Here is a 17,844-nt window from a genome sequence, read left to right as displayed (position 1 = left end):
GCGGTCCGCGGGCGGGCTCGCCGCGGTGACGATTGTTACAGACCGTGCGCCCGCTTCAACATCTCTGCGGCCCGCTCGCCGATCACCGTGCACGGCGCCTGCGTGTTGCCGGTGGTCACGCGGGGTAGGATCGAGGCGTCGGCGACCCGGAGGCCGTCGATGCCGTAGACCCTGAGCGCGCCGTCGACGACCGCCATCGCGTCGCGACCCATCCTGGCTGTGCAGCTCTGGTGCCAGTAGGTGACGGCAGCGTCGCGGATGTAGTCCGCCATCGCCGCGCCCGACAGCGGGCCCGGCATTGACTCGCCGCGCACGAAGGGGCGGAACGGCCGCGCGTTGCCGAGAGCGCGGCAGAGGTCGACGCAGGCCGCGGCCGTGGTCACGTCGGCCGGGTGGGACAGGAAGTTCGCCTCGATGGCCGGAGGCGTCGCCATGTCGGCGCTCCGGAGCCGCAGGCGGCCGCGACTGGCGGGCCGCGCGAGGCCGGCGAACATCGTCCAGCCATGGGTCGGCACGCCGCGGCCTGCAGTCTGCTCGCTCGGAACCGGAAACTCGACCTGGCAGAACAGCAGGTCCGGTGCCGAGAGGTCTGGCCGGCTCGTCCAGTACAGGGTCGCCTCGCTGCCGCTGTTCCGCGGCGCGATCGGCTCGGCGTATTCCCAGGTGCACCCGAAGGACACGTGGTCCTGAAGGTTCTGCCCGACGCCGGGCAGATGCTGCACCGACGGGATGCCGAGCGCCCCGAGCTCGTCGCGGTCGCCGATCCCCGACAGCATCAGCACCTTGGGCGTGTGGATCGCCCCCATCGACAGCACGATCTCGGCACGCGCGCCGATCGTCCTGACCGCGCCCGCGTGGACGAACTCGACCCCCGTGGCGCGACGTCCGTCGAAGGTCACGCGGCGGACGAGCGCGTCCGTGAGGACGGTCAGGTTCGGGCGGTCGAGCCAGGGATGGACGTAGGCGCGGAAGAGCGAGACGCGGCGGCCGTCGCGGACCAGCATGTCGGTCAGCGCCGCGCCGCCGGGTCCCTCCATCATGCGGCCGTTGGGGTTGTCGAAGGTCGGGATGCCCAGCTCCCGCGCGGCGTCGAGCATGGCGTAAGCCACGGGGCTGGGATCGGGCGCGGGCTGCACCCAGACCGGACCGCCGCTTCCGCGGTGCGCCGGATCGGGCGCACCGTGCCAGTCCTCGATGCGCCGGTAGATGTCGCTGACGCTCTCGTAACCCCAGGCCGCGTCGCCGGCCTCGGCGGCGAAGGCATCCCAGTCAGACCGGTGACCGCGCGCCCACACCATCACGTTGACGCTGGAGCCGCCGCCCAGCCCCTTGCCCATCGCCATGGAGAGCGCGCGCCCGTTCAGGTGGGCATTCGGCTCCGCGCGGAATCCCCAATCCCGCGCGCCGCCCAGGTTGGTCGGCCAGAGGGCCGGATCGAGCACGGATTCGGCCTCGTCCGAGCCGCCCGCCTCGAGCAGCAGCACTTGAACCTCGGGGTTCTCCGCCAGCCGCCGCGCGACGACCGACCCGGAGGCTCCGGCGCCGCACACGACGAAGTCGTATGCCGGCTTCAAGTCGGCGGTCAGCCGGGCCTGATTCTCCTCCGCGCGCCGCGCGAGATCGTCCCGGTCGAGGGCGTCTGAAGAGCTCATGATCTGGATGATCCCTGTCGGATGCGGTCGGGGTCTTGCCCGGGATTCGGCCGGGAGCCACCGGCCCGAGCTTCGGGTGCTCCGGACCTTGCCGCGGGAAGCTCGCCCCGGGGGGCCGCGGTCGCGGCAGGATGAGCGACGTCGGCGGCGTCTGGTGACGCCTGGCGCGTGAGGATCGCAGCCTCGCGGACCATCACTTGTCCGGGCGGGTCTTTCTCGGATCGTCGGAAGGCTTGATGTAGTCGAGCCCGAAAGGCCCCGTCCCGGAAACCTGGATCATGGCCGGTTCCCGCGTCGTCCACAGCGCGTGGGGCATGCGGGCCGGCAGATACAGGAAGGCACCCTGCTGAAGACGCTGGCCGCGGGTCGCGTCGATGGTCTCCCCCATGTCGTGGACGAGATTGCCGGACAGCACGGTCACGCTCTCGTCGGTCGCGTGCGTGTGCGGCGCGATGACGTAATCCGGCGGGAACCGAAGTCTGAGCGTGAAGGGGCCGGGCTTGTCGGGATCGCCCGCGATGATGCTGATCTCGCTGCCCTTCGGCAGGGACGGCGGCGCGGCGCGCCACCGGACGGCGTCGTCACCGGTGACCATGACCATCTCGCCCGCACGTGCCGGCGGCGCGAGGCCCGCGAGAAGGAGGACGAGACAGCAGCTCTGACGCAAACGCATCGACGGTCTCCAGATCGGCGCGTTATGGGGGCCACCGCCGGGTGATCGGCGGAGGAGCGAGGCCTGGATTGAACCCGTTCGCTTTCGCCGAGCCGTTGTTGCCCTCGGGCCGTTCTCGCCAGGCTCGAACCTGTTAGACCGCGTGCCGGCGGGCCCGCTACGGCAGAACGCCCGCGCCGACCTGGGCAAATCCCACGACTGTGGCGCGGGCCCTTCCAAGACGATCGCGGGCTCGATTACCCTCGGCCTTTCGGGAGGGCACGGGTGACGACCTTCAGGCTCAAGCAGGTCCTGGCCGGCTGGGACGCGCGCGAGCTGAATCTCAAATGGGCTCTCGTCGGCCGCATCGCGCTGATCGCGATCCTCTGCGCCGCCGGAGCGGCCGCGTACGCGATGCACGACGTCGCGGCGAAGACCAGGCAGCGAAACGCCGAGACGGCCGGCGAGGTGCACAAGCAGCTCCGCCTGCAGCTCCTGCGCATCGAGCGGGCCGCGGACATTCCCGAACGCTTCCCGGACTGGGAGATCGTCACACGGTACGCCCTGCAACCCGGTCAGTGCGTGCAGCTGATCCCGGCGGACATCGGTCCGACACGGTCGAGCTGCGTCGGCGTCGAGCCGCACGCGCTCGCGGCTCCCGACTGGTTCGCGACGCTCTACCGGTCCCTCTTCTTCGCCGGATCCACCGTCAGTCTGCCGCTTGAGCATCAGGGTTCGCGCCGGGGGACCGTCGAGGCGGATATCGATCCGGGCGCCGTCGTGGGCTCCGCGTGGATCGTGCTGAAGCAGGTCTCCGGCGCCCTCGCGGCCATGACGGTCGTCCTGTGCGTGCTGGTCTACGGCGCGGTCGCGCACGCCCTGCGTCCCGCCAACGAGATCCTCGTCGGTATCGACCGCGTCGCGAAGGGCGACCTCGCGTGGCGACTGCCGAGCTTCCGCCTGCGCGAACTCCGGCGCATCGCGACGGTCTTCAACGCGCTTGCCGGCCATCTCCAGATTGCCACACGCGAGCGCGCCGAGCTCGCCCGCCGGCTGATCGATGCCCAGGAGCAGGAGCGCCGGTGGCTGTCGCTCGAACTGCACGACGACGTGGCGCAGAGGCTGACGGCCCTGAGCCTCCTCGCCCGGTCGATCCAGGACGGCGCGCGCTCAGGAGCGCCGTCGGTCCCGGCGGAGAGCGCCGAGCTCGCCATCATGGCATCGGACGCCGTGCGGGCGCTCCGGAACACTCTGGCCGCGCTCAGGCCACCGGAGATCGACGATCTCGGGCTGCGAATCGCGCTCCGCAGCTTGATCGGCGCCCAGGCGCAGCGGGCCGGCGATCGGATCCACGTCACGCTCCAGGCCGACGCGCGGGTCGACCGCCTGCCCTCCGAGGCGGCGGCCCATGTCTATCGGATCATCCAGGAAGGCCTCACCAACGCCGTCCGCCACGCGGCGGCGCGCACCGTGGCGATCGCGCTGGACATCGTGGAGACCGACAGCGGTGCCGAAGTCCGGCTGGTCTTCGCCGACGACGGGAGCGGCGCGCCCGCGGAGGTGCTGGATCGCCCGCATTCCGGTCTCGGCCTGCTCGGCATGCGCGACCGCGTCCACGCGCTCGGCGGGCAGATCGTGACGGAAACGGCCCCGGGCGGCGGGTTCCGACTGCGGGTCCGCTTTCGCACCGCGCTCGTCGCCAGGGAGGTGTCATGACCGGTAGGCGCATACGGGTGATGCTCGTCGACGATCATGCCGTCGTGCGGGAGGGATATCGGCGGCTCCTGGAACGGCAGCCCGACATGGAGGTCGCCGCCGAAGCTCAGGACGGCGCGGAGGCCTACCGCTCCTATCGCACGGCGGAGCCGGACGTCGTGATCATGGACATCAGCATGCCCGGTCGCGGCGGGATCGACGCCATCCGGCAGATCCGGCAGGTTGATCCGAGCGCCCGCATCCTCGTGTTCAGCGTCCATGCCGCGGTCAGCTACGCGCTCCAGGCCATCCGCGCCGGCGCCCGCGGCTACATCACGAAGAGCAGCGCTTCGGCGCTTCTGATCGACGCGGTGCGCAGCGTGTTCAACAACAAGCTGACCCTGTGCGCGGAGATCTCAAACCTGCTGGCCGCGAGCCGGCTGGAGGAGCAGGTTCCTCCGATCGACCTGTTGTCGCCCCGGGAGTTCGAGATCCTGCGGATGATCCTCGACGCGCGGCACACGGACGCGATCGCGTCCGATCTCAGCCTCTCGCCGAAGACCGTCGCGAACTACCACTACGCCATCAAGTCGAAGCTCGGCGTCAGCTCGGACGTGGAGCTCGTCTACTACTGCATCCGATGCGGCCTGATCGATCCGTTCTCGGTCGTCGGAGCGGACTAGGTCTCGCGGTCGCGTCGTTCCGGAACCTCACGCGTGCAGGGTGCGGAGTTCTCTGCAGTAGAGTGCGCCGCCCCGCGACGTCATCGTCTGAACAGCTTCTACTTCACGCGCCGTGACCGACCCGGGTCGCACCGGACCCGGGCCTCACCCTGCGCCCAAAAGGGGGGGCCTGTTCCCGGATCGAGCGGCAGCCCAGACGGCATGTGGAGACTGTCGCATCTTGTGCGACTCAGACGTCGAGGTTCGCGACGCTCAGCGCATTCTCCTGGATGAACTCGCGCCGCGGCTCCACGACGTCGCCCATCAGCTTGACGAACAGGTCGTCGGCGTCGGTGACGTCCTTGACCTTGACCTGCAGCAGCGAGCGCACGTCACGGTCCAGCGTGGTCTCCCAGAGCTGCTGGGCGGTCATCTCGCCGAGGCCCTTGTAGCGCTGGAGTTGCAGGCCCTTGCGGCCGAAGGCCATCACGGCCTCGAACAGGGCGACGGGTCCGTGCAGCACGGTCTCGTCGGACTTCCGCATGAGCGTGGCCGGCTCGCCGTAGATCTCCCGGAAAGCGTCTGCCCGCTCGGAGAGGCGCCGGGCCTCCTGCGAACTGATCAGGCCAGCGTCGAGGGTCGACACCTGCCGGACGCCGCGGAGCGTCCGGCTGAGGCGATAGCCGCCCTCGAACGACTCGCCCTGCCAGCCGCGCTCGATCTCGTCCGCGATGGCGTCGAGCCGGCGGGCGGTCATGTCGGCCAGCACCTCGGCCTCGCCCGCCCGCGACGCCGCCTCGGGGTCGATGGCCCCGGCGAGCACCGCCTGCTCGACCACGGAGCGGTCGTAGCGGGTGTGCAAGCCCTGCAGGATGCTTCGGAACGACCGGGCCTCCTCGACGAGGCTCTTGAGCTGCGCCCCGGCGAACTCCGCGCCGGTGGAGAGCCGCAGGATCGCGCCGTCGGTGCCCTGGTCGATCAGGTAATCCTCGAGGGCGCGCTCGTCCTTCAGGTAGATGGCCCGGCGGCCGCGCTCGGCTTTGTAGAGCGGCGGCTGCGCGATGTAGAGGTGGCCGCGATCGATCAGCTCCGGCATCTGCCGGAAGAAGAAGGTCAGCAGCAGCGTGCGGATGTGCGAGCCGTCCACGTCCGCGTCGGTCATGATGATGATGCGGTGGTAGCGCAGCTTCTCGGGGTTGAAGCCCTCCCGGTCCGTGGAGGAGCGCCCGATCCCGGCGCCGAGGGCCGTGATGAGGGTGCCGATCTCGGCGGAGGACAGCATCCGGTCGGCGCGTACGCGCTCGACGTTGAGGATCTTGCCGCGCAGGGGCAGCACGGCCTGGAAGGTCCGGTCGCGGCCCTGCTTGGCCGAGCCGCCGGCGGAGTCGCCCTCCACCAGCAGGATCTCGCACTTGGTCGGGTCGCGCTCCTGGCAGTCGGCGAGCTTGCCGGGCAGCGAGGCGATGTCGAGTGCGCCCTTCCGGGTCACCGTCTCGCGGGCCTTGCGGGCGGCCTCGCGGGCGGAGGCCGCCAGCACGACCTTGCCCATCACCGAACGCGCTTGGCTCGGATTCTCCTCGAGCCACGTGGACAGGCCCTCGTTGAGGACGTTCTCGACCGCGGGGCGCACCTCGGACGAGACGAGCTTGTCCTTGGTCTGCGACGAGAATTTCGGGTCCGGCACCTGCACGGAGATGACCGCGGTGAGGCCCTCGCGGCAATCCTCGCCGGTCAGCGAGACCTTCTCCCGCTTGGCGATGCCCGACGACTCGGCGTAGCCGGTGACCTGACGGGTCAGGGCCGCCCGGAAGCCGGCCATATGGGTGCCGCCGTCGCGCTGCGGGATGTTGTTGGTGAAGGGCAGGACGGTCTCGTTGAACGAGTCGTTCCACCACAACGCGACCTCGACGCGGATCCCGTCGCGCTCGGAGCTGACGACCACGGGGCTGGTCATCCCGTCGATCGGCTTGCGGGAGCGGTCGAGGTAGCGGACGAAGGCCTCGATCCCACCCTCGTAGTACAGCTCCTCGCGCTTCTTCTCGGCGTGGCGGGCGTCGGTCAGGACGATGCGGACGCCGGAATTGAGGAAGGCGAGCTCGCGCAGGCGCTTCTCCAGCGTCCCGTAGTCGAACTCGATCATCGTGAAGGTCTGGGTCGAAGGCAGGAAGGTGACTTCCGTGCCGCGCCGGCCGTTCCCGGGCCCGATGACCTCCAGGGGGGCCACGGCGTCGCCGTGGCGGAACTCCATCGCGTGCTCCTTGTCGTTGCGCCAGATGCGCAGGCGCAGCCACGACGACAGGGCGTTCACAACCGAGACGCCGACGCCGTGCAGGCCGCCGGAGACCTTGTAGGAGTTCTGGTCGAACTTACCGCCGGCGTGCAGCTGGGTCATGATGACCTCGGCCGCCGAGACGCCCTCCTCCTTGTGGATGTCCACCGGGATGCCGCGGCCGTTGTCGGAGACGGTGCAGGAGCCGTCGGCGTTGAGGGTCACGGTGACCAGGTCGGCGTGGCCCGCCAGAGCCTCGTCGATGGCGTTGTCCACGACCTCGTACACCATGTGGTGGAGGCCTGAGCCGTCGTCGGTGTCGCCGATATACATGCCGGGCCGCTTGCGGACGGCGTCGAGGCCCTTCAGCACGCGGATGGATTCCGCGCCGTAATCGGCGGGCTCGGTCTGGGGGGTGTCGGCCATGAACTTCCTCGGGCAGGCGGGCCTGATCGCGTCGGTGGCAGATGCGCCGTCGGGCGCCCGCGCCTGAACTCTCGCTTGGTCCGCCTGATATAGGGGTTCCGCGTTGAGATTGCACGATTTTACGGGTCCGCGGCGGGCCCGTCCCGTCGCTTTTGTGACGCCCCCCGCTTAACGCTGCGTTAGCCCTCGATGCCGCCCGCGCTCGCCGCATCCAGGCGGCCGATCGACTCGGGCGCGAGGGTCAGCCGCACGGCGCCGAGGAGCTCGTCGAGCTGCGCCACCGAGGTGGCGCTCGCGATGGGCGCGGTGATGCCTGGGCGGGCGATGATCCAGGCGAGCGCCACCTGGGCCGGGCTCGCGCCGTGGGCCTGCGCGACCGAATCGAGCACGTCGAGCAGCGCGAGGCCGCGCGGGTTGAGGTACTTGGCGACCCGGTTCTCCCGCGGACGTCCCGCCGCGTCCCGGGCGCTGCGGTACTTGCCGGTGAGGAAGCCGGCCGCCAGGGAGAAGTAGCCGATCACGCCGATCTGCTCGGCGCGGCAGAGCGGCTCCAGCTCGGCCTCGTAGCCGCGCTGGGCGAGACTGTAATCGGGCTGGAGGCACTCGTAGCGCGGCAGCCCCGCGGAGGCCGAGACCGTCAGCGCCTCCGCGAGCCGCGCCGCATCGTAGTTCGAGGCGCCGATCGCCCGGACCTTGCCGGCCGCGATCAGGCGCTCGTGGGCCCGCAGGGTCTCCTCGAGGGGCACCGTCGCGTCGTCGAGATGCGACTGGTAGAGGTCGATCCGGTCGACCCCGAGGCGCCGCAGCGAGGCCTCGCAGGCCCGCTCGATATGGGCCGCCGAGAGGCCCTTGCCGGCCTCACCCAGGTCCATGCCGACCTTGGTCGCCAGCACGATCCGGTCGCGCACACCCGGTCGGGCCGCGAGCCACTTGCCGATCACCGTCTCCGACTCTCCCCCGACGTGGCCGGGGGCCCAGCGCGAGTAGACGTCGGCGGTGTCGATGAAGTCGAAGCCGCTCTCCACGAACCGGTCGAGGATCGCGAAGGACGCGGCCTCGTCGGCCGTCCAGCCGAAGACGTTGCCGCCGAGGCAGAACGGCGCGACCGTCAGGTCGGAGCGGCCGATGCGCCGCCTGTCCATGCGCGTCAGTCCTGCAGGAAGGGGTTGGACACGCGCTCCTCGCCGAGGGTGCTGGTCGGTCCGTGGCCGGGGATGAAGGCGATGTCGTCGCCCAGCGGCAGGACCTTGTCCTTGATGGCGCGGATGAGCTGCTCGTGGTTGCCGCCGGGCAGGTCGGTGCGGCCGACGGAGCCCTTGAACACCACGTCGCCGACGAGGGCGAAGCGCGCGTCCCGGCTCACGAACACGACGCTGCCGGGCGAGTGGCCGGGGCAGTGGAGGATGTCGAAACCGAGCCCGCCGACCGTCACGGCATCGCCCTCGTCGAGCCAGCGGTCGGGTGTCACGGGCCGGGCGGCGCCGAGGCCGTAATTGGCCGCCGTCTCGGGCAGGGAATCAAGCAGGAACTTGTCGGCCTGGTGCGGGCCCTCGATCGGCACGCCGAGGCGCTCGCGCAATTCGTCGGCGCCGGCGGCGTGGTCGACATGGCCGTGGGTCAGCAGGATCTTCTCCACGGTGACGCCCTGCTCGCGGATCGCCGCCTCGATCCGGTCGAGATCGCCGCCGGGATCGACCACGGCGCCGACCTTGGTGGCGTCATCCCAGATCAGGGTGCAATTCTGCTGGAAGGGCGTGACCGGGATGATCCCGGCGCGTGGCGTACCTGGCATGTCGTCCCGCGTGTTGGTGGCGCTGCTCCGGACGCCCTCCGCCCGAGTTTAGCGCAGAACGCGGGTGGGCGGCACCCTGTGCGGCATGCTCAGGCCGCGTCGCCCTTCGGGCGGCGCAGGCTGTCGTGAAGCGCCAGCATGTCGGCCATGCCGAGCGCCCGCGAGCTCCAGCGCGTCTCCGCCGCGTTGACCTGCGTGAACCGGTCGTGGGACCGTCCGCCGTAGGCGCCGAACAGGGACCTGCCCGCCTCGACGGCACTGTCGCCGGGTGCCGTCTCGTCCGGCCGGTCGATCCGGTACGACGGCGTCGGCGACCGCCCGGTCACGCCGATCCGCACCCAGGCGTCGCCGTAATGCTTCTGGCACATCCGCATGGTGACCAGCACCTGGCGCAGGTAGTCTTCACCGTCTGCGAGATCCGGCAGGATGTCGGCGATCGTCGCGTCCGGGGGATGATGCTTCGTCCGGGCCATGTCCCACCTCGCTCCGGCGTGTCCTACCGTGTCGGCCGGCCGAGGGCGAGCCGGACCCCGGTCTGCCTCACGCCGGCCGCCGCTTCAGCAGCGCGTCGAGACCGCCGACGCGGAACCAGTGGTAGCCGTAACCTTCCAGGAACAGGCAGTGGCGGCCGTCGTCGCCGACCTCGCTGCGCGAGCCGGTGAGCACGTCGACGAGGATGTCGTGCTCCGGATCGTCGGATCCCGACGCCATCGCCACCTCGACGGGCTCCGGCGCGAGGTTGTGGACGCACAGGATGGCGTTGCCGCGCCACGCGTAGCGCAGCGCCAGGACCGACTCGCGCCCGGTCTCGATCGCGACGACGTCGCCCCAGCCGATCTCAGGCGCTTCCTTGCGCTGCCGGATGATGCTCTGCATCCAGTTGAGCAGCGAGCCCTCCTCGTGGCGCTGGTCGGCGACGTTGACGTGCGCGTAGCCGTAGGGCCCGTGGTCGATCAGCGGCAGCACGGTCCGCTCGGCCGTCGAGAAGCCGCCCTTGTGCTCGCTCGTCCACTGCATCGGCGTGCGGGCGCAGTCGCGCTCCGGCAGGGACAGCTCGTCGCCCATGCCGATCTCGTCGCCGTAGCGCAGCACCGGCGTTCCCGGCAAGGTGAACATCAGCGAGTAGGCGAGCCGGATCCTGCGGGGATCGCCCGCCAGCATCGGTGCGAAGCGGCGGCGGATGCCGCGGTCGTAGAGCTGCATCCCCTTCTCGGGCCCGAAGGCGTCGAACACGCTCTGGCGCTGCTTGCCGGTGAGGCGCCCCAGGTCGAGCTCGTCGTGGTTCCGCAGGAAGATGCCCCACTGGCAGGAGAGCGGGCGGGGCTTCGTCTGCTCGATCGCCTTGATCAGGGGCCGGGCATCGTGGGCCGCCAGGGCGTAGAACGTCGCCTGATTGACCTGGAAGTTGAACATCATGTGCATGCGGTCGGCGTCGTCGCCGAAATAGTCGAGGTCCTGCTTCGGCAGGATGTTGGCCTCGGCCAGGATGATGGCGTCGCCCTGGCGCCACTGGAGGAACTCGCGCAGGTCGCGCAGCATCTCGAACTGCTCGCGGGGCTTGCCGCCGACATGGGCGCCCTTCTCGGCGATGACGAACGGCACCGCGTCCATCCGGAAGCCGGAGACGCCGAGCTGGATCCAGAAGCCCATGATCTTCAGGATCTCGGCGAGCACCTCCGGATTGGCGGTGTTGAGATCCGGCTGGAAATTGAAGAAGCGGTGGAAGTACCAGGCCTTGGCCTTCGCGTCGTAGGTCCAGGTTGTCTCCTGCACGCCCGGGAAGACCATGCCCTCGTCGGCGGTCGCCGGCCGCTCCTTCGACCAGACGTACCAGTCGCGGTAGGGCGAGTTTGGGTCGGACCGGGCCGACTGGAACCAGGGGTGCTGGTCCGAGGTGTGGTTGACCACGAGGTCGATGAGGACGCGCAGGCCGCGCTGCTTGGCGGCGTGGGCGAAGGCGACGAAGTCCCCGAGCGAGCCGTAATCCGGATCGACGCCGTAATAGTCGGCGATGTCGTAGCCGCCGTCCTTCTTGGGCGAGGGCTGGAACGGCATCAGCCAGACCGCGGTGGCGCCGAGCCCCTGGATGTAGTCCAGGCGCCGCTCGAGGCCGGCGAAATCCCCGATGCCGTCGCCGTTGGCGTCCATGAAGGTGCCAACGGACAGGCAGTAGATGATCCCGTTCTTGTACCACAGGTCGTTGATCATGGGCCCCCCGGCATCGTCGCGCCACACGAACGTGGGAGCCGGCCAAAGCGTTGCCGTACGGCGTGTCCTTAAATCAGCCGCGTTGTGCACGCCCTGTTCAGGCGCGCTCCCGAAAGGTCCGCGCTCGCCCCGTCGCGTCCCCCGAACCCAGCCCGTATGAACGCCATCCTGATCAAGCTGTTCGCGACTGCCCTGACGCTCAGCCAGGTCACGACACGGCCGGACGCGGTCCGGACGCAGTTCGATCCCGCGACGGACGGCCCGGAGGTGGTGCGCCTGCTGCGCGACGGCTGCGCCCACATGCGCAAGGCCTTCGACATCGAGGACATCAATCTCGATGAGTTGATCACCACCGCGATGGAGGATCCGTCGACGGTCGCCGGGGCGGCCGCGCCGAAGATCCTGCACGGGCTCGATCTGAGCGAGCTGAACACGAGCTACAAGCAGTTCTGCAAGGGCGAGAACCCGGCGAACTCGCCGTTCGACGCGAAGGCGGTGATCGAGTTCTACGACAACGCCACCAAGGACCTGCCCAGCGCCGAGGCCCTGCGCGACAAGGCCCTGCCGGGGATGACCCGGATCCTCGACGGCGCCGGCAAACCCTTCGCGGAGGCGTCGGAGCCGAACGGCCGCCGCATCGTGGTGCCGATCACGGCGGTCCCGAACCTCGTGCAGAAGGCCTTCATCGCCGCCGAGGACAAGCGCTTCGAGACACATCACGGCATCGACGAGCGCGGGGTGATCCGCGCCTTCATCGCCAACCTCGCCTCGCCGGGGCGGCCGGCGGGCGGCTCGACCATCACCCAGCAGGTCGTCAAGAACCTCTCGGTCGGCGACGACGTCACCTACGAGCGCAAGATCCGCGAGATGATCGTCGCGTCGCGGCTGGAGCGCATCCTGACGAAGCCGCAGATCCTGGGGCTCTACCTCAACGGCATCTATCTCGGACGCGGCGCCTACGGCATCGAGATGGCCGCGCAGAGCTATTTCGGGAAGCCGGTGGGGCAGCTGACGCTACCGGAAGCGGCGCTTCTCGCCGGCATGCCCAAAGGGCCGAACTTCTATAGCCCGGACAAGTACCCCGACCGGGCGCGGGAGCGGCGCGCCTACGTGCTCGCCCGCCTCAAGGAAGAGGGCACGATCACCGAGGCCGAGATGGGCGCGGCGATCGAGTCCGATCTCGGTCTGAAGCCGATCGAGACCGCGCGGCGCGATTCCGGCTTCTACGTGGTGGATTTCCTCAATCGGGAGGCCCGCACCTTCGCGGGGGTTGATTCGCTGACCTCCGGCTCCCTGACCGTCCGCTCGACGATCAACGCGGGCCTTCAGCGCGCCGTCGAGGAGGCCCTGCAGGACGGCCTCGCCAATTACGAGCGCTCCACCGGCCGTCAGGTCTTCGCGGGGCCCGAACTCAACCTCGCCGACAGCGTCCGCCGGATCCAGGCCGCGACCCCGGCACCGGAGGGCTCCGCGTCGGCGGCGCCGGCCGTCACCGGCGCGCGGCCGGAGGCCGCGAGACTCGAGGCCAAGCCGGACGCGAAGCCGCGCCGCGGCGAGAAGGTCGCGGCCGTGCCGCAGAAGAAGCCGGCGTGGCTGCTGGCGCTGGAGAGCGCCCGCCCGGTGCTCTACGACGTCCACTGGCCCATGGCGGTGGTGCTGGAGACCGGCCGCGGCGGCACGAAGGTCGGCCTCGCCGACGGCCGCGCCGCCTTCCTCGACCCCGGCATCGCCCGCGGCAAGCTGCAACTCTACGACGTGATTCGCGTGAAGGTCAGCGCCGGCAAGGGCGGACCGCGCGCGCAGCTCCGCGTCCGGCCGACCGTCCAGGGCGCGGCCCTGGTGCTGGAGAACCAGACTGGCAAGATCCTCGCCATGGCCGGCGGCTTCTCCTACCCGCTGAGCCAGCTCAACCGAGTCACCCAGACGGTGCGCCAGCCCGGCTCGACCCTCAAGCCGCTGACCTACCTCGCCGCGCTCAACGCCGGCCTGCAGCCGAACACCCTGGTGATGGACTCGGCCGTGACCCTGCCGCCGATCGGCGGGGCCGGCGATTCCTGGTCGCCGAAGAACTACGAGGGCGGCGGCTCGGGGCCGACGACACTGCGGCGCGGTCTGGAGTTCTCCAAGAACCTCGTCACCGCCCGGCTCCTCCAGGGCGGGATCGCCCCGAAGGCGCCGGCGAGCCTGAAGCGGGTCTGCGACATCGCCCTCGAGGCGCAGATCTACGCCGAGTGCGAGCCCTACTACCCGTTCGTGCTCGGCGCGCAGCCGGTGCGGATGCTCGATCTCGCGGGCTTCTACGCGGCGGTGGCCAACGAGGGTGCCCGTCCGGCCCCCTACGCGCTCGAGTCGGTCGAGCGGGACGGCAAGCCGCTCTACGCGCACGCCGCCAAGGAGCCGGTGCGGATCGCCTCGGCGGACCGCGTGGCCTTCTACCAACTCAAGACCATGCTGCAGGGCGTGACCCAGCACGGCACCGCCGCGGCGCTCGCGAAACTCTCGGCCTACGTCGCGGGCAAGACCGGCACCTCCGAGAACGAGAACGACGCGTGGTTCGCCGGCCTGACCAACGAGATCAGCGTCGTGGTCTGGGTCGGCTACGACAATGCCGACGGCACCCGCAAGACGCTCGGCCGCGGACAGACCGGCGGCCACGTCTCGGTGCCGATCGCCTCGGCGATCCTGCAGGCGGCCTGGGCGAACGGCGTCGCCAAGACGCCGCTGCGGGGCCCCTCCCCCGAGGCGCGCCCGTTCATCGCCGACCTGCCGATCGACCCGCGCAGCGGCGTGCGGGTCGCCGGCGGCGGCGTCCTCGAGCATTTCCGCACCAGCGGCGACGGTCGCATGGCGGACACGCAGTACCGCCTCGTGCCCCGCGAGACGCTCTACGCCATGCGGCCCGACGCGCAGGACGGCGATCTCGCCGGCGCCGACGACGGCGCGAGCGTCGCGGGCGACTACTACGGCAACATGACCGGCGAGCGGCCGCGATCCGACTTCCTGGACCCCTTCGGCGAGCGTCCCGCGCCGCGCAGCCGCCGCGCGCAGGGCGACGTGGATCTCTACGGGCAGGATCCCTACAAGCCCTGGCCGGGCCAGACGAATCGCTCGCCCTTCGGCGGGGACGACGACGCGCGCCGTCCGCGCCGGCGCGATCCCGACTACCTGTTCGGCGAAGATCCCGGATACTGACTGCCCTCCCCGACAGATGAGAAACCCGTTGCGTCAGCAGCTCCCCGTGGCCCTGGCGGCCACCCTCACGGCCGCTCTCCCGGCCGCTCTCCCGGCACGCGCCCAGACGCCCGCGGCCAACACCGCCCCGGCGCCGGGGCCGGAGCGGATCAAGGAGGTGCCCTCGGTCACGGCCGTCGATCCGGCCGCGATCAGACCGGGCCAGATCCTGTTCACCGACCACCGCGACAACCCGTCGGCGCCCGAGAACGGCCTGATCCCGTATCTCGACTGGCTGAAGGCGCGGCCGGCCGAGGCGGCGGCGCTCGCGCCTTATCCCGGCTACAAGGAGCCGGACTACACCGTCACGGTGAACGGCGTGACGAAGCCGCGGCACGAGACCCTGAAGGTCTACGTCGCCGAGGGACGCTTCATCGTCCCGCGCCCGCCCGAGGCGATCGACCTCCAGGCCTTCGCCAACCTCGCCTTCGTCCAGAAGATGGATCCGGCGATCAAGCACCACACGCTGGCGGTCGCCGACGTGACGCCCAACAAGGATCCGGCCGCCGCCTTCGCCAAGCGGCCCGACCGCCCGTGGTGCGAAGGCGCGGGCGCCTGCATCGAGTCGCGCTACGACCTCGAGGGCAAGCTGCCGCTCGGCGTGAAGCTCGCCAACAAGCTGGAGGAAGGCTCGGCCAAGAAGATCGCCGAGTTCGTCTCGTTCCAGAGCGAGCTGCGGGTGCTCGGGCCGGACCAGGGCGACCGGCTCAAGGCGCTGACGAAGATCGACACCGCGGTCACCGGCGGCCTGGAGCAGACGATCTTCTGGGTCAACCAGATCCTGCGCTTCGGCAAGTTCCTGGCCGTGTTCCAGCCGATGCCGAACGACCCGACCAAGACGGTGGTCACCGCCTACATGGCGCTGGCGATCAAGGGCGACGTCCTCGACCGCAAGGCCGAGTACGCCCGCGTGCCGGTGCTCAAGAACCTGCTCCCCGCGCAGGTGCTGATGGGCAATTCCAGCTTCAACACCGGCAACTCGATCAGCGCCGGTCTGCCGGTCTACGCCCGCAACCGGATCGCCACCTTCGCGGACGCGCTCACCAAGCGGTGACGCGCCGCGCGCGTCACATCCCGCGGTTGCCGATCGTCGGCAGCGTCGGCTGGGTGTAGGCGCGGTTCACGTCCCGGCGGGTCTGCGTGCCGTTGGTGTTGCCGGAGGCCCGGTAGTTGTCGAGGTTGAAGCTCTCGGCGAGGCCGCTGCGCGAATTCGGGCCGTCGCTGGTGCTGCAGGCGCAGAGGCCGCCGAGGGTCAGCGCGGAGAGGGCGAGAAGGGTCAAGCGCATCGCGAATCCTGAAAGCGGGCCGTGGCCGGGCCGCGCCCGGCATCGACCGGGCCGGGCCCTCACGGGACGTCTCACGGCATGGTCAGCCCGGAGGCGCGTCCGTCAAGGTCGCGCGCAAGATGTAAATCGGTTCTGCCGTCTCCGATGCGCAGCGGCCACGGAAAATCCACCACACGCCGGGATTGGGGCGGAAAGGGCCCGCCAATCGTGTTGAGTTCGGCCCTCTCCCCCTGGCGAATCCCGGCCGTTTCGGGCGACAACCCTCGCGATGAGCAACGTCTTGCCCTTCCGTCCGCGCCCGACCGTCACGCGCCTCGCTCGCTGCGAAGTTGTGACCGTGGCCGGTGATCTCCTCGCCCTGCTGGAGCAGCTCGAGGACGTGAGCGCCCGCGCCGCCGCGATGGGGCGCCCGGCGATCGAGGTCGAGCGCACCGTGCAGCATCTCCTGGATGCGGTCAGCGCCGTCGAGCGCGCCCTCGACTGCATCGGCGAGGGCGAGCAGTCGGCGCCGGGCTAGGTCACGGTTTCGAGCGCCGGGCGTCGCCGAGATCTGGTCCTCGGCGACGCCGAAGCCCGGGCCGGCGGGTCGCTGCCCGGCAGTCCTAAGCAGACTCTAAATCATCCGGAACCCTCCAGTACGCCTTGCGGTTGAGGGTCGGATGCTCACGTCGGGCGTCGCTTCCGGAGGGTGCCATGAGGCTTCGCACGAGCAGCTTGCTGGCCGTCATGGCGGCCGGCGGTCTCCTCGCCGGGACGGCGGTGCGCGCGCAGGCCGCGGAAGTCGGCTTCCTCGAGATGCTGTTCGGCGCCCGGCCGGCACCGCAGCAGGCCCAGCCGACTCCGGCCCCCGCCTATGACGGCGCCGTTGTCGGCCGGCACGCGACCCCGCGGCTCGGGGCGGCGCGCCGCCGCTTCCAGACCCGCTACGCGGCACTTCCGCTCAAGATCCGTGTCAAGGAGCGCGAGATCAGCGAGCGGCAGACGCCGATCGACATGAAGGCCGGCGCGACGGCGGCGCTCCTCAAGGACGAGACGCTGCGGCCCGGCGACATCGTGGTCCTGAATTCCGGCGCCCGGGTCTTCACCGGCAATCCCGACAAGCGCCACGCGATCCGGGATTTCGAGCCGGTCCAGAACTCGCGCTTCGTGAGCCGGGGCACGCGGAAAGTCCTGGCCGGCCTGTTCACGCCGGTCGGCGCCGTGCCCGCGCATGAGGCCCGCCGGATGATGGCGCGCGCCGGCCAGCCGATGCCCGAGGTGGCGACGCCGATCCCCGCGCAGAAGACCGCCATGCGGGTGATCAATCCCTGGCGGAGCGGTCAGTGACCGGCGCGGCGCCGCTCAGAAGAACCGTTCCTTGATGACGATCGTGTCGCCCGGTCGGACCGCGTAGGTCATCGGCACGATCCCGGAGATCAGCGAGCCGCCGGCATCGCGCGTCAGGACAGCGTAATCCCGCGCGGCTCGGGGCCCGAAGCCGGCCGCGATCGCGACCGCCGTCTCGACGGTCATGCCGTTGACGAACGGGTACTGGCCGGACGTCGTCACCTCCCCGAGGATGTAGAACGGCCGGTAGGCGTCCACCTCCACGGTGACGTGCGGCTCGCGCACGAAGCCGCTCGCGAGCTTGGCCTCGATCGCCTTGGCCGCCTGGGCCGTCGTCTGGCCGCCGACCTGCACGGTCCCGATCAGCGGCATGGCGATGCGCCCGGCGCCGTCGACCGCGTAGATGTTGGACAGGTTGTCCTGGCCGAACACGATCACCCGGAGCTTGTCGCCGGCCGCCAGCGTGTACCGCGCCGCGATCGAGCCGGTGCCGGTGGCATCGAGCTGGTCAGTGCGGAAGCTCGGTCGCAGGCAACCGCCGAGCGCCAGAGTCGAGCCGAGTGCGAGGAGCAGAGCGCGCCGGTTCATCACCATCGCCGTCATGGATGCAGTTGCGGGATGATCTAGGCCGTTAAGGTTAATGAA

Annotated in this window: 15 protein-coding genes; 6 read left to right on the top strand and 9 right to left on the bottom strand. The window is 70.4% G+C overall.

Translation table 11 applies throughout. The features are described 5' to 3' along the window. Window positions 1–35 precede the first annotated feature (35 nt). Window positions 36–1,652 carry a GMC family oxidoreductase gene (locus tag LOK46_RS01660; RefSeq protein WP_273562189.1) on the bottom strand — a complete coding sequence of 539 codons (1,617 nt, stop codon included), beginning with the start codon at window positions 1,650–1,652 and terminating at the stop codon, window positions 36–38. Window positions 1,653–1,845: 193 nt separating this feature from the next. Further along, window positions 1,846–2,325, bottom strand: a complete 480-nt coding sequence (locus LOK46_RS01655; RefSeq protein WP_273562188.1) for a cupin domain-containing protein — start codon at window positions 2,323–2,325, stop codon at window positions 1,846–1,848. Window positions 2,326–2,589: 264 nt separating this feature from the next. Between LOK46_RS01655 and LOK46_RS01650 the strand changes: the two genes are divergently transcribed. Together LOK46_RS01650 and LOK46_RS01645 are read left to right on the top strand one after the other, a co-directional pair. Further along, window positions 2,590–4,020, top strand: coding sequence for a sensor histidine kinase (locus LOK46_RS01650; RefSeq protein WP_273562187.1), 1,431 nt, complete (start codon window positions 2,590–2,592; stop codon window positions 4,018–4,020). After that, on the top strand, window positions 4,017–4,682 hold the full coding sequence (locus LOK46_RS01645) for a response regulator (protein WP_273562186.1): 666 nt from the start codon (window positions 4,017–4,019) through the stop codon (window positions 4,680–4,682). The genes LOK46_RS01650 and LOK46_RS01645 overlap by 4 nt, the downstream gene beginning before the upstream one ends. Window positions 4,683–4,911: 229 nt before the next feature. Here the strand turns inward: LOK46_RS01645 and gyrB are convergent, their stop codons facing one another. From gyrB to LOK46_RS01620, 5 genes are all read right to left on the bottom strand, one after another. After that, window positions 4,912–7,356: a DNA topoisomerase (ATP-hydrolyzing) subunit B gene (gene gyrB / locus LOK46_RS01640; protein WP_273562185.1), complete on the bottom strand. Its 2,445-nt coding sequence runs from the start codon at window positions 7,354–7,356 to the stop codon at window positions 4,912–4,914. 179 nt (window positions 7,357–7,535) lie between these two features. Then, window positions 7,536–8,498, bottom strand: coding sequence for an aldo/keto reductase (locus LOK46_RS01635; protein WP_273562184.1), 963 nt, complete (start codon window positions 8,496–8,498; stop codon window positions 7,536–7,538). Between the two features lie 5 nt (window positions 8,499–8,503). Next, a complete protein-coding gene (locus tag LOK46_RS01630) occupies window positions 8,504–9,148 on the bottom strand; it encodes an MBL fold metallo-hydrolase (protein WP_075381632.1) in 645 nt (214 codons plus the stop codon). Between the two features lie 89 nt (window positions 9,149–9,237). Continuing rightward, window positions 9,238–9,621: a hypothetical protein gene (locus tag LOK46_RS01625; protein ID WP_273562183.1), complete on the bottom strand. Its 384-nt coding sequence runs from the start codon at window positions 9,619–9,621 to the stop codon at window positions 9,238–9,240. Window positions 9,622–9,688: 67 nt separating this feature from the next. Beyond that, on the bottom strand, window positions 9,689–11,356 hold the full coding sequence (locus LOK46_RS01620) for an alpha-amylase family protein (RefSeq protein WP_273562182.1): 1,668 nt from the start codon (window positions 11,354–11,356) through the stop codon (window positions 9,689–9,691). 156 nt (window positions 11,357–11,512) lie between these two features. Between LOK46_RS01620 and LOK46_RS01615 the strand changes: the two genes are divergently transcribed. Then, a complete protein-coding gene (locus tag LOK46_RS01615) occupies window positions 11,513–14,548 on the top strand; it encodes a penicillin-binding protein 1A (RefSeq protein WP_273562181.1) in 3,036 nt (1,011 codons plus the stop codon). 28 nt (window positions 14,549–14,576) lie between these two features. Continuing rightward, the gene (locus tag LOK46_RS01610) at window positions 14,577–15,641 is read left to right on the top strand and encodes a hypothetical protein (protein WP_441008903.1); all 1,065 of its coding nucleotides are present in this window, start codon (window positions 14,577–14,579) and stop codon (window positions 15,639–15,641) included. A gap of 13 nt (window positions 15,642–15,654) precedes the next feature. Here LOK46_RS01610 and LOK46_RS01605 read toward each other — a convergent pair whose 3' ends face one another. Then, the gene (locus LOK46_RS01605; RefSeq protein WP_273562179.1) at window positions 15,655–15,873 is read right to left on the bottom strand and encodes a hypothetical protein; all 219 of its coding nucleotides are present in this window, start codon (window positions 15,871–15,873) and stop codon (window positions 15,655–15,657) included. Between the two features lie 268 nt (window positions 15,874–16,141). Here LOK46_RS01605 and LOK46_RS01600 point away from each other — a divergent pair, with 268 nt between their 5' ends. Together LOK46_RS01600 and LOK46_RS01595 are read left to right on the top strand one after the other, a co-directional pair. Next, window positions 16,142–16,390, top strand: a complete 249-nt coding sequence (locus tag LOK46_RS01600; RefSeq protein ID WP_012317333.1) for a hypothetical protein — start codon at window positions 16,142–16,144, stop codon at window positions 16,388–16,390. Between the two features lie 176 nt (window positions 16,391–16,566). Beyond that, window positions 16,567–17,199 carry a hypothetical protein gene (locus LOK46_RS01595; protein ID WP_273562178.1) on the top strand — a complete coding sequence of 211 codons (633 nt, stop codon included), beginning with the start codon at window positions 16,567–16,569 and terminating at the stop codon, window positions 17,197–17,199. Window positions 17,200–17,214: 15 nt separating this feature from the next. On the opposite strand, the gene LOK46_RS01590 is transcribed toward LOK46_RS01595, so the two are convergent. After that, window positions 17,215–17,793, bottom strand: a complete 579-nt coding sequence (locus tag LOK46_RS01590; protein WP_273564733.1) for a polysaccharide biosynthesis/export family protein — start codon at window positions 17,791–17,793, stop codon at window positions 17,215–17,217. Window positions 17,794–17,844: the final 51 nt, after the last annotated feature.

The sequence above is a fragment of the Methylobacterium sp. NMS14P genome, from assembly GCF_028583545.1.
GTDB lineage: Bacteria > Pseudomonadota > Alphaproteobacteria > Rhizobiales > Beijerinckiaceae > Methylobacterium.
This window is presented reverse-complemented; position numbering and strand designations above follow the sequence as displayed.